The organism is Pararhodobacter sp. (genome assembly GCF_034676075.1).
Taxonomy (GTDB): domain Bacteria; phylum Pseudomonadota; class Alphaproteobacteria; order Rhodobacterales; family Rhodobacteraceae; genus Pararhodobacter.
The window spans coordinates 1-11273 of the sequence record NZ_JAUCCQ010000130.1 but is presented as its reverse complement, the minus strand read 5'-3'; the positions used below and the strand labels follow the sequence as shown (position 1 = coordinate 11273).

The following is an 11273-nucleotide window of genomic DNA, read 5'->3' as shown; positions in this document are numbered from 1 at the left end:
TGCCGCAAGATCAGCCCGTCGCGTTCGAGGTTGCGCAGCGTCAGGCTCAGCATCCGCTGGGAAATCCCCAGCTCGCGCTTGAGCGCGTTGAACCGCACCCGCCCGTCGCGCAGCGCATAGATCACCAGCACGCTCCAGCGGTCGCCGACGCGCGACAGCACGTCGTTGATGCGCTGGCACTGGCCGGTGCCGTGGATCACGTCCTTCATGGCGGTTCCCTTCCTGTGACCGGGTCACCCCGATGTGCCTTCTTGAAGCCCTCTGACAGTATCACATATCCACCCGGTTACAAATCAATACTACCCCGGACCGGGGGATGAAGGAGAAGACCCATGCTGATCGACCGGCTCAACTGGCGCTATGCAACCAAGAAGATGGACCCCAGCCGCGCGGTCCCCGAGGAGGCCGTCGAGCGCATCCTCGAAGCCGCGCGCCTCGCGCCGACCTCGAGCGGGCTGCAGCCCTTCGAGATCATCGTCGTGACCAACCCCGAGACCCGCGCCCAGCTGCGCGCCGCCGCCTTCGATCAGGCGCAGATCACCGATGGCTCGCATCTTCTGGTGTTCGCCGCCTGGGATAATTACACCGATGCCCGCATCGACGCCGTGGTCGATCAGATGGGCGCCGAGCGTGGCGGCATCACCGAGGCGCTGACCGCCTATTACGACCGGCTGAAGGGCCTCTATCTGCCCCGCACCGCCGAGGAGAATTACCAGCACGCCGCCCGTCAGGCCTATATCGCCTTTTCCGCCGCGGTGACCGCCGCCGCGTTCGAAGAGGTTGACGCCACGCCGATGGAAGGCTTCGACGCGGACAGTGTCGACGCGATTCTGGGCCTGCGGGCGCGCGGCCTGCGCGCGGTCACGCTGCTGCCGCTGGGCTACCGCGACGCCTCGGGCGACTGGCTGCTCGGCCAGAAAAAGGTCCGCCGCCCGCTGGACAGCCTGGTGACCCGCGTCGCCTGAGCAAATTCAGGGAAAAAGGGGCGGCGCGGGACCGCTGCAGGGCCGGGTTTTTCCTTGCCATGCTGGTATCGCGGGTCTATAGCCGCCTCCATCCCGAGGCATGGTTGCAACGGGCGTCCCAAGGGGCGTCCGTTTCGGCATGAGGACCCGGGCAGTCAAAGACCGGCGGAGCCAACCGTCAGGCCAGTGAAACAGACCCAAAGGAACTGATCTATATGACCAATGCTATGGCTGAATTCGAGGCCCTTCTCAACGAGAGCCTCGAGATCGACACCCCCCAGGAAGGGACGGTTGTCAAAGGTCGGGTTATCGCCATCGAGGCGGGCCAGGCCATCATCGACGTCGGCTACAAGATGGAAGGCCGCGTCGATCTGAAAGAATTCGCGAACCCCGGCGAGGCCCCCGAAGTCGCTATCGGCGACGAGGTCGAGGTCTATCTGGAGCGCGTCGAGAATGCCCGCGGCGAAGCCGTGGTGAGCCGCGAGAAGGCCCGCCGCGAAGCCGCCTGGGACCGCCTCGAGAAAGCCTTCGAGAAAGAACTGCGCGTCGACGGCGCGATCTTCGGCCGCGTCAAGGGCGGGTTCACCGTCGATCTGGGCGGCGCTGTTGCGTTCCTGCCCGGCTCGCAGGTTGACGTGCGCCCCGTGCGCGATGCCGGCCCGCTGATGGGTCTGAAGCAGCCGTTCCAGATCCTGAAAATGGACCGTCGCCGCGGCAACATCGTCGTCTCGCGTCGTGCCATCCTGGAAGAGAGCCGCGCTGAACAGCGCGCCGAAGTCATCGGCAAGCTGGCCGAAGGTCAGGTGCTGGATGGCGTCGTCAAGAACATCACCGAATACGGTGCGTTCGTTGACCTCGGCGGTGTCGACGGCCTGCTGCACGTCACCGACATGGCCTGGCGCCGCATCAACCACCCGTCCGAAGTCCTGTCGATCGGCCAGAGCCTCAAGGTTCAGGTCATCAAGATCAACAAGGAAACCCACCGCATCAGCCTCGGCATCAAGCAGCTGCAAGCGGATCCGTGGGATTCGGTCGAGCGCAGCTACCCGCTGGGTTCGGTGCACAAGGGCCGCGTGACCAACATCACCGACTACGGCGCGTTCGTCGAGCTGGAGCCGGGTGTCGAAGGCCTCGTCCACGTCTCGGAAATGAGCTGGACCAAGAAGAACGTGCACCCCGGCAAGATCGTGTCGACCTCGCAAGAAGTCGAAGTCATGGTCCTGGAAATCGACTCGGCCAAGCGCCGCGTCTCGCTTGGCCTCAAGCAGACCCAGCGCAATCCGTGGGAAGTCTTCGCCGAGAACCACCCCTCGGGCTCGACCATCGAGGGCGAAGTCAAGAACATCACCGAATTCGGTCTGTTCATCGGCCTGGACGGCGACATCGACGGCATGGTCCACCTCAGCGACCTGTCGTGGGACCAGCGCGGGGAAGAAGCCATCCAGCAGTACCGCAAGGGCGACATGGTTCAGGCCTCGGTTCTGGAAGTCGACGTCGAGCGTGAGCGCATCTCGCTCTCGATCAAGGCTCTGGGCGCCGACACCTTCTCGGAAGCGATCGACGGCGTGAAGCGCGGTTCGGTCATCACCGTCGAGGTCACCGCCATCGAAGACGGCGGCATCGAGGTCGACTACAACGGCATGAAGTCCTTCATCCGTCGTTCGGACCTGGCCCGCGACCGTGCCGACCAGCGCCCCGAGCGCTTCGGCGTCGGCGACAAGGTCGATGTCCGCGTCACCTCGGTCGATTCGAAGACCCGCAAGCTGGGCCTGTCGATCAAGGCGCGCGAGATCGCCGAAGAGAAGGAAGCCGTCGAGCAGTATGGCTCGTCGGATGCCGGTGCTTCGCTGGGCGACATCCTCGGCGCCGCGCTGCGCGGCAACAACTGATCGGTCCAAGCCCGATCGCGAATCCCGGAGGGCCCCGTCGAAAGGCGGGGCCCTTTGCCATCGGGCGGTGATTCGCCCGGGCGATCCCGTCCGGGGGCCCGCGAAGGCGGCAGCCGCGGTGTTCTTTCGGCGCAAACATGCGGATTCGTGCAGTTTTCATTGTGCCCGCCGGAAACTGGCCTATAGTCAGAACCTCGCCAAGGCGCCCCACAGAAGCGCCCTTTCACACCATCTGTTGCCACCTGGGGGGGAGGCGATGATCCGTTCGGAACTGATCCAGAAGCTTGCCGAGGCCAATCCGCATCTCTACCAGCGCGACGTCGAGCGCATCGTGAATACTTTCTTCGACGAGATCATCGAAGCCCTCGCAAGGGGCGAGCGGGTCGAGTTGCGCGGGTTCGGCGCCTTCTCGGTGAAACAGCGCGATGCCCGCACCGGCCGGAACCCACGCACCGGCGAGACCGTCGATGTCGATGAAAAATGCGTGCCCTTCTTCAAGACCGGCAAGCTTTTGCGCGACCGGCTCAACGGACAGGCCGAGTAGCCCTCGGCCCGAGAGAGTATGAAATACCTACGCTACGCCCTTCTTGCCGTCGTTCTGGTGCTGTGCGTCACGGTGGCGCTGGCCAATCGTGAGCCGGTGACGCTGGCGCTCTGGCCCGATACCGTCACCGCCTTCATCGGTTTCGGCTATGCGGTGACGCTGCCGCTGTTCGCCATCGTCGGGCTGGCGGCGGGACTGGGGCTGTTGCTGGGGCTGGTCTGGGAATGGCTGCGCGAGCGTGGCCAGCGGGTCGAGGCCAAGAAGAACCGGCGCGAGCTGGACCGGCTGCGCGCCGACACCAACCCGGCCCCGGCGCCTGCTGCCGCCAATACCGCGGCGCCGCGCGACCGGGTTCTGGCGATCCTCGACGACAAGGAGCCGTGACGGCACCATGACGGCCGAGGTTCGGGTCAAGATCTGCGGGCTGACGCGGCCGCAGGATGTCGATGCCGTGGTGACGGCGGGCGCGGCCTATGGCGGCCTCGTCTTCTTCGCGAAATCCCCCCGCGCGGTGACGATCCCGCAGGCGCGCGCTCTGGCGCTGGCCTTCCCGGTGGGGCTGGCGCGGGTTGGGCTTCTGGTTGATCCCAGCGACGAGTTCCTGGAGGCGGTCCTCGCCGAGGTGCCGCTCGACATTCTCCAGCTCCATGGCAAGGAAAGCCCCGAGCGGGTGGCCGAGCTGCGCACCCGGCACGGGTTGCCGGTGATGAAGGCGGTGGGCGTGGCCACGGCCGAAGACCTGCCGGCGCTGGCCGAGTATGGCCGGGTCGCGGACATGCTGCTGGTCGATGCCAAGGCGCCCAAGGATGCGGTGCTGCCGGGCGGCAACGGGCTGGCCTTCGACTGGCGGCTGATCGCCGGGCGGCGCTGGCCGGTGCCGTGGATGCTGGCGGGGGGCCTCACGCCGGAGAACGTGCGCGACGCCATCGCGCTGACCGGCGCGCGGCAGGTCGATGTGTCGTCGGGTGTGGAAAGCGCACCGGGGGTGAAGGACGCCGACGCCATCGCTCGTTTCACCCGCGCCGCGACACTGTAGGAAAAGGGCGGGCCCGAAGGCCCGCCCTGTCCGCCTTTTCAGGCTACCCTTTGGGGGAAGGGATCACATCGGCGGCACGACGGTCATGTCGCGGACCTCGCCGTCGACGCCCTGCAACTCCCACGAGCCGGTGACGGCGCCGGTTTCCAGATCGACCGAATGCAGCCCGCCATTGGCGATGAGCCAGGCCGAATTGTCATCGACTGCAGCGGCGTAGATGTCGAAGGCGATCGGGCCCTCGATCTCGGCCCCCAGCATGCCGACGGCCATATTGGTGCCGTCATTCGGCGGGTTCTGCCGCAGCAGCGCGCTCATGGCGGTGTCGATGTTGTACATCGCCGTCGCCTCGGGCCGGCCAACCGAGTTGGTATAGGCGGTGCCGCCCACCATCGGCGTTTCCGAGGCATGCTCGCCATCGGCGGCGAAATGCAGCGCGCCGTCGACCATCACCGCGCCGGTGCCCAGGTTCACGCGGTGGTTCACGGTGCCCGACATGAAGCGCAGCGCGTCGGCGGCGGGGTTGATGTCGACGATCACCGCCGCGCCATCGGCGATTTCCAGGGGCGTGTCCATGGTCACGATGTCCGTGGTCTCGCCCGAGGTCCAGTCGATGGAGACGACGCGCCAATCCTCGGTCACGCCGATCAGCTGCTGGGTGTTGGGGCGCCAGTCGATGCCGAGCAGACGACCCTCGACGGCGACGTCGAGCGTGCCGGTGGCGGTGGCATTGGCGGGGTCGATCATGACGAGCGTGTTATTACCGGTCAGCGCGACGACGCTCTGGGCCGAGGCGGCACCGGCGGTCATCAGGGCGGCGGCGGAAAGGGACACGAGAAAACGCATGAGATACCTCTTGTTGGCGTTGTGACAGGGCGGTTGGTCGCCCTTCGCCTGGAGGTACGTAAGGATCGCGCCGAAGTTTCACGCCTGGGTTGCCATACCGCGATCACAGACGCGTTATGGCGGCGCTTACTTCTGCGCGGCAGCGGTGGAGGCGACGCGCAGCAGCACGATGCGCCCGTAGGCACCGTCGCCCGGGGCGCGGCTTTCGTCGGGCGTGACCTTGGAGGCGGGCAGGGGGGACAGCGTGATTTCTCCGCTGACGCCGGTGGCGGTGCCGCCGGTTGGCGTCAGGGTCATCACGGCGCTGCCGCTCGACTGGCCGGGGCCATGGACCGCAGCCGCCGCGGCGGCGACGGCAAGGCCGAGGATGAACGGGGCCAGGATCAGGGGATGCGTCATCTCGATCTCCGGGTTGGTTGGGTCCCCGTCTGGCGCGGGGTCTTGCTTCATATACGCCTGAACATCACGAAGGTTTCACGGCGATGTGAAAAAATTCCGTCGCCGGGGAAAAATCGGCGGCGGCCCGCCGAAATCCGCCGCCAAAGGCTTGTTGCAGGGCTGACGCGAAACACGTAGGCAAGGGCCAAAGGATGGGGGATGGCATGCCTGACGATCTGATCAATTCCTACATGACCGGCCCGGATGAACAGGGCCGTTTCGGCATCTTCGGCGGGCGTTTCGTGAGCGAAACGCTGATGCCGCTGATCCTGGAGCTTGAGGCGCGCTACGAGCATGCCAAGACCGATCCGACCTTCTGGGCCGAGATGGAGGATCTGTGGAAGAACTACGTCGGCCGGCCCTCGCCCCTCTATTACGCCGAGCGCCTGACCGAGGAACTCGGCGGCGCGAAGATCTATCTCAAGCGCGAAGAGCTGAACCACACCGGCGCGCACAAGATCAACAACGTGCTGGGGCAGATCATCCTCGCCCGCCGCATGGGCAAGACCCGGATCATCGCCGAGACGGGTGCGGGCCAGCACGGGGTGGCCACGGCCACGGTCTGCGCCAAGTTCGGGCTGAAGTGCATCGTCTACATGGGCGCGACGGATGTGGAGCGTCAGGCGCCCAACGTCTTCCGCATGAAGCTGCTGGGCGCCGAGGTGGTGCCGGTGACCTCGGGCCGCGGCACGCTGAAGGACGCGATGAACGATGCGCTGCGCGACTGGGTGACCAACGTGCGCGACACCTTCTATTGCATCGGCACGGTGGCGGGGCCGCATCCCTATCCGGCCATGGTCCGCGACTTCCAGTCGATCATCGGCAAGGAAACCCGCTGGCAGCTTGAGGAGCAGGAAGGCCCCGGCCGCCTGCCCGACACGATCATCGCCGCCGTCGGCGGGGGCTCGAACGCCATGGGCCTGTTCCATCCGTTCCTCGACGATCCGTCGGTCAAGATCATCGGCGTCGAGGCTGGCGGCCACGGTGTCGACGACCGGATGGAGCATTGCGCCTCGCTGACCGGCGGTCGGCCGGGTGTGCTGCACGGCAACCGGACGTATCTGTTGCAGGACGAGGACGGGCAGATCCTGGAGGGGCATTCGATCTCGGCCGGGCTCGATTACCCGGGGATCGGGCCGGAACATTCCTGGCTGCATGACACGGGCCGCGCCGAATACGTCTCGATCACGGATGACGAGGCGCTGGCAGCCTTCCAGCTGCTGTGCCGGACCGAGGGGATCATTCCCGCGCTGGAAAGCTCGCATGCCGTCGCGCATGTGCAGAAGATCGCGCCCGGTCTGCCCAAGGACCATATCATCGTCATCAACCTCTCGGGTCGGGGCGACAAGGATATCTTCACCGTCGCCAAGCACCTCGGCGTCGACATGAAGGTCTGACCCGGCCCCCGCCGATCGGCGATTTCGCGCTCGGCGGTTTTCGGGGCAGGGGGGCGGCCCGGGGGGAACTGCGGCCTAGGTTTGACGTTCGGATTGTGACACTCCCGAACCAAGGACCATTGCCGATGAAACGCGCTTTCGCCCCCTTCCTGCTTGCCGCTGCCCTGGCCCTGCCTGCCAGCGCCCAGACCCAGCCTGCCGGGGTCATGGACCCCGAGACGCTGCAGGCCCAGTTCCAGACCTCGGGCTGGGAATCGGTCGAGATGCAGAGCAACGAGCATTCGATCGAGATCGAGGCCAGGCGCGGCGCGATGGAGATCGAGGTGGTCTATGACCGGGCCACCGGCATGGTCCGCGACCTCGATATCGAGAATATCGACGGCCGCCCGATCACCATTCCGGGTCTGACGCTGACCTCCGCCTCGTAAGACCCGTCAGCGCAGGTTGGGGATGACGCCCTTGCTGGGCTCGACCAGCCCCGACCTGAGCCCCGCGCCGATCCGATGGGCGAGTGCCGACCAGGCCTCGGCCGTCTCGGGCGGCAGGTTGCGGCGCAGCACCATGTCGAAAAGGCCCAGCCAGGGCGTGAACATGCCCGGGCGGACATTCCCGGCTTCCAGATGAACCTGCATCGGATTGCCGTCATAGACCCGCTCGAACAGGATCGCGTTGCGCCAGAAGCGGGCGACCTTGGCCTCATGCGCGGGCCAGTCGGTGACATGGGCGGCAAAGACCGGGCCCAGACCCGGATGCTCGCGCACGAAGCTGTAGAAATCGGCAACAACGGTGTCGATCTCTTCGGGCGTGATGGGGAATCGCGGCTGGACCATGGCCCGTTCTAGCGCCGGAGCGGGGCGGAAGGCCAGCGGCAGGTTGTCGCGCGCGGCGCGTCACCCGGTCGCCGCATCCTCGGCGTAAAGGCGCAGGATCGACAGCGGCACGATGTCGAGCGTGCGCAGATGGGTCGCGGCCAGGCGGATCCGGGGCGCCGCGCCCTCGTCATGGGCCTGCAGGAAGCGCGCGGCACAGAGGCACCAGCGGTCGCCCGGCTTCAGCCCGGCAAAGCCGAACTCGGGCCGCGGCGTCGACAGGTCATTGCCGAGGTACTTGGACAGGGCCAGAAATTCGGCCGTCATCACCGCGCAGACGGTGTGGCGGCCGTGGTCTTCGGGCCCGGTCTCGCAGCAGCCGGTGCGGTAGAAGCCGGTGACCGGATCGCGCGAACATTCTTCGAGCGGTCCGCCCAGCACATTGATCGAGGCGTCTTTCATCAGCGGGTCAACTCGTCGGCGGGGGCGTGCAGGTGCGGGTGGTGCTGTCGTAGCGATGCCCCTCGGGGCAGGAGATGGTCTGCGTGCTTTCGCAGGCATGCTGGGCCAGCACCAGCGTGGGCGCCAGCGTCGCCGCCAGGGCCAGGGCGCTCAGCAGGGTCATCGACGGCTTCGTCATGGCGGACCTCCGGGGGAATGCGCCTGCCCAGCCTAGCATGGAATCGCGCGGCTGGGGCAGCCGATGCGTGCCGGGTCTTACAACCCCTTGTGCGTGCCATCGCAGAACGGACTCCGCGCACTCTGCTTGCAGCCGCAGAGGAAGGCCTTCTTGCTGGCGTCCGCGGTGAATTTCACCGGGCTGAGGCCGGTCGCCTTGTGCGAACCGTCGCAGAAGGGCTGGTTCTGCGAGCGTCCGCAGGCGCACCAGAAATAGGTTTTCCCCGCCTCGACCTCGACGGCGAAGGGGGCTTTCTGGGCGATTATCGGCGTGGTGTCGGACATGGCTGGCTCCTGAGGGCTGGCGGGTCGGGGGTCAGTTGGCGGCGAGGCTGTCGGCGATGGCGCGGAACAGGGCGATCTTCTCGGTCATCACCCCGGGCGCGGTGAAGCCCCGGTCGGCGCTGTTGACAGCGATCACCACATCGTTGGTGCGGTCGATCCAGATCTCCTGCCCATAGACGCCGCGCGCCCAGACCTCGCCCGCCCGGGCCTCGGGCGGCAGCCACCATTGATAGCCGTAGCCGGTGCCGGATTCTGCGGTGAAGGGGCCGGGGGCAGTGCTTTCGGCGATCCAGTCGGCGGGGACGATCTGGCGGCCCTGCCATTCGCCGTTCTGCAGCACCATCTGGCCGATGCGGGCATAATCGCGCGTGGTCAGGTTCAGCCCGCCCAGCACGAAGGCCACGCCCTCGCCATCGGTGACGTAATAGGGGTCGCGGTCCAGCCCCAGCGGCTGGAAGATCCGCTCGGACATCAGGTCCGGGATCGAGCGGCCGGTGGCGCCGCGGATCACCATGCCGATGACATGGGTGTCGATCGAGACATATTGCCAGTCGCTGCCCGGGGCCGAGCGGCGCGCGCTCTGCCCGGCGGCGAAGCCGTCCATCGAACCGCCCAGGGCCAGAACCCGACCCATGCGGTTGATATCGGACCAGAAATCCAGGTAATCCTCGTTGAAGGCGACGCCTGATTCCATGCGCAGCACCTGCCGGATGGTGGCCCCGTCATAGGCCGATTGGCGCAGGGCGGGGGCGTATTGCGTGACCGGCGCGTCGAGGTCGGGGATCGTGCCATCCGCCACCAGCGTTCCCAGCAGCAGCGACAGCGCGCTTTTCGCCACCGACCAGGAGATGCGCGGATCCCCCTGCGCCGTGCCCAGACGGTAATCCTCGTAGACGATCTCGCCCCCGTGCAGGACGACGATGCCGGTGACATGGCGTGCCTCGGCCCAGGCGTCGAAGCCCTCGGGCAAGGTGGCACGCGGGCCTTCCGGCAGGGGCGAGGGCGTGCCGCCCGCCATGCCGCGGCTGAGGAACAGCGTGTCCATATGCGAGAAGTTCTCGACGATCCGGTCCTCGGCAAAGAGCGAATTGACCGCCATGAGGCGGGTCAGCTCCTCGCGCTTCCAGACCGCCAGCGCGGCCAGTACCAGTATCAGGGCGACAAGGCCCCATCCCAGGCGTTTGAAGATCTTGCGCATTCCGGTGGTCCCCCTTGGCGGGCAGTCTCGCAGGCGGGCGGGCAAAGGCAAGTCCCCCCTTGACGGAATCACCCGCGCCTCTTAGCTGCGCGCTGCGGCGCGGGCCTCGTTGAGGGACCGGGCGCCGTGACCGGACCCGTCGTGCGGCGTGGGCGCCAGCGGCCGGTTCCCCATATGAAAGATCTGAGTGATGGCGGCGTGGGGATTGTCCTCGGGCGACCTGATCGTGGACCGGCGATTCGATTTCGCCGAAGGGCTGGCGGCGGGCGGTGAGCTGCGCGCCGCGGTCGAGCTGCTGACCGAGGCGATGGCGCGGGCGCCCGACTGGCCCGCGGGCTGGTTCCGGCTGGGCGAATGGCACGAGGAACTGGGCGATCCGGCGGCGGCGGTGGCCGCCTGGGACCGGGCGCTCAGGGCCGATCCCGGGGACCGGCTGGGCGCCGGGCTGAAGCGCGACCTCGCCCGCCGCGTGCCGGTGGCCGAGGCGATGCCGGCGGCCTTCGTCGAGGCGCTCTTCGACCAATACGCGCCGAGCTTCGATACCGCGCTGGTCGACAAGCTGGGCTACCGCGCGCCCTGGCTCCTGCGCGACGCGCTGGCGGGGCGGCATTTCGCCCGGGCGATGGATCTGGGCTGCGGCACCGGGCTGGCGGGCGAGGCCTTTCGCGAGGCGGTCGACTGGCTCGAAGGCTGCGATATCTCGGCGGCGATGCTGGGGCAGGCGCAGGCCAAGGGGCTCTATGACCGGCTGGAAAAGGCGGATCTGGCGGCGCTGGAAGTCGGTCCGCGCTATGACCTGATCCTCGCGGCCGATGTCTTCGTCTATCTCGGCGCGCTGGAACGCATCGTCGCCTGGTGCGCGGGTTCGCTTGAGCCGGGGGGCGTTCTGGCCTTCACGGTCGAGGCCGGGGAGGCGCCGCTCACCCTGCGCGAAAGCCGCCGCTTCGCCCATTCGGCGGGCTATGTGGACGGGGTGCTGCAGGCGGCCGGGTTCAGCACATTCGCGCGCAAGGAGGCCGTGCTGCGTCAGGACCGGGGCGCGGATATCCGCGGTTTCGTCGTCGTGGCGAGCGGGCTTGCGCGGCAGGCCGACCGGCAGGGCGACGGCGAGGGGATGGCGCTGGCCTGAGAGGGAGGGTGGGGGGGGGGGGGGGGGGGGGGGGGGGGGGGGGGGGGGGGGGGGGGGGGGGG

Annotated in this window: 16 protein-coding genes; 8 read left to right on the top strand and 8 right to left on the bottom strand. The window is 67.5% G+C overall.

Annotated elements, in window-relative coordinates; translation table 11 throughout:
- Nucleotides 1-209: helix-turn-helix domain-containing protein (locus VDQ18_RS20300; protein ID WP_323022717.1), on the bottom strand; the 209-nt coding region annotated here is incomplete at its 3' end.
- 123 nt (nucleotides 210-332) lie between these two features.
- Between VDQ18_RS20300 and VDQ18_RS20295 the strand changes: the two genes are divergently transcribed.
- The 5 genes from VDQ18_RS20295 (at nucleotide 333) to VDQ18_RS20275 (ending at nucleotide 4434) form a co-directional block, all read left to right on the top strand.
- The gene (locus VDQ18_RS20295; RefSeq protein ID WP_323022716.1) at nucleotides 333-965 is read left to right on the top strand and encodes a nitroreductase family protein; all 633 of its coding nucleotides are present in this window, start codon (nucleotides 333-335) and stop codon (nucleotides 963-965) included.
- Between the two features lie 215 nt (nucleotides 966-1180).
- Entirely contained in the window at nucleotides 1181-2854 is a 1674-nt protein-coding gene (gene rpsA, locus VDQ18_RS20290) for a 30S ribosomal protein S1 (protein WP_238150105.1), read from the top strand.
- 256 nt (nucleotides 2855-3110) lie between these two features.
- Complete coding sequence (gene ihfB, locus VDQ18_RS20285) at nucleotides 3111-3398, top strand: integration host factor subunit beta (RefSeq protein WP_107751706.1); 288 nt, start codon at nucleotides 3111-3113, stop codon at nucleotides 3396-3398.
- Nucleotides 3399-3416: 18 nt separating this feature from the next.
- A complete protein-coding gene (locus VDQ18_RS20280; protein WP_323022715.1) occupies nucleotides 3417-3782 on the top strand; it encodes a lipopolysaccharide assembly protein LapA domain-containing protein in 366 nt (121 codons plus the stop codon).
- A 7-nt stretch (nucleotides 3783-3789) separates the two neighbouring features.
- Complete coding sequence (locus VDQ18_RS20275; protein WP_323022714.1) at nucleotides 3790-4434, top strand: phosphoribosylanthranilate isomerase; 645 nt, start codon at nucleotides 3790-3792, stop codon at nucleotides 4432-4434.
- A 63-nt stretch (nucleotides 4435-4497) separates the two neighbouring features.
- Here VDQ18_RS20275 and VDQ18_RS20270 read toward each other — a convergent pair whose 3' ends face one another.
- Together VDQ18_RS20270 and VDQ18_RS20265 are read right to left on the bottom strand one after the other, a co-directional pair.
- On the bottom strand, nucleotides 4498-5277 hold the full coding sequence (locus VDQ18_RS20270) for a DUF4394 domain-containing protein (RefSeq protein WP_323022713.1): 780 nt from the start codon (nucleotides 5275-5277) through the stop codon (nucleotides 4498-4500).
- A 126-nt stretch (nucleotides 5278-5403) separates the two neighbouring features.
- On the bottom strand, nucleotides 5404-5676 hold the full coding sequence (locus VDQ18_RS20265; RefSeq protein ID WP_323022712.1) for a hypothetical protein: 273 nt from the start codon (nucleotides 5674-5676) through the stop codon (nucleotides 5404-5406).
- A gap of 203 nt (nucleotides 5677-5879) precedes the next feature.
- On the opposite strand from VDQ18_RS20265, the gene trpB reads away from it, so the two are divergent.
- Complete coding sequence (trpB, locus tag VDQ18_RS20260; protein WP_323022711.1) at nucleotides 5880-7112, top strand: tryptophan synthase subunit beta; 1233 nt, start codon at nucleotides 5880-5882, stop codon at nucleotides 7110-7112.
- A gap of 125 nt (nucleotides 7113-7237) precedes the next feature.
- Entirely contained in the window at nucleotides 7238-7540 is a 303-nt protein-coding gene (locus VDQ18_RS20255) for a PepSY domain-containing protein (protein WP_323022710.1), read from the top strand.
- Nucleotides 7541-7546: 6 nt separating this feature from the next.
- Here the strand turns inward: VDQ18_RS20255 and VDQ18_RS20250 are convergent, their stop codons facing one another.
- The 5 genes from VDQ18_RS20250 to VDQ18_RS20230 form a co-directional block, all read right to left on the bottom strand.
- Entirely contained in the window at nucleotides 7547-7942 is a 396-nt protein-coding gene (locus tag VDQ18_RS20250) for a group III truncated hemoglobin (RefSeq protein ID WP_323022709.1), read from the bottom strand.
- Nucleotides 7943-8002: 60 nt separating this feature from the next.
- Nucleotides 8003-8383 (bottom strand): DUF2237 domain-containing protein, encoded by a 381-nt coding sequence (locus VDQ18_RS20245; RefSeq protein WP_323022708.1) that lies wholly within the window; start codon nucleotides 8381-8383, stop codon nucleotides 8003-8005.
- Nucleotides 8384-8390: 7 nt separating this feature from the next.
- On the bottom strand, nucleotides 8391-8561 hold the full coding sequence (locus tag VDQ18_RS20240) for a hypothetical protein (RefSeq protein ID WP_323022707.1): 171 nt from the start codon (nucleotides 8559-8561) through the stop codon (nucleotides 8391-8393).
- A 77-nt stretch (nucleotides 8562-8638) separates the two neighbouring features.
- Nucleotides 8639-8884 (bottom strand): CDGSH iron-sulfur domain-containing protein, encoded by a 246-nt coding sequence (locus VDQ18_RS20235; RefSeq protein ID WP_323022706.1) that lies wholly within the window; start codon nucleotides 8882-8884, stop codon nucleotides 8639-8641.
- Between the two features lie 31 nt (nucleotides 8885-8915).
- A complete protein-coding gene (locus tag VDQ18_RS20230) occupies nucleotides 8916-10082 on the bottom strand; it encodes a serine hydrolase (protein ID WP_323022705.1) in 1167 nt (388 codons plus the stop codon).
- A gap of 190 nt (nucleotides 10083-10272) precedes the next feature.
- On the opposite strand from VDQ18_RS20230, the gene VDQ18_RS20225 reads away from it, so the two are divergent.
- The gene (locus tag VDQ18_RS20225; protein ID WP_323022704.1) at nucleotides 10273-11211 is read left to right on the top strand and encodes a methyltransferase; all 939 of its coding nucleotides are present in this window, start codon (nucleotides 10273-10275) and stop codon (nucleotides 11209-11211) included.
- The last annotated feature ends 62 nt before the right edge of the window (nucleotides 11212-11273 follow it).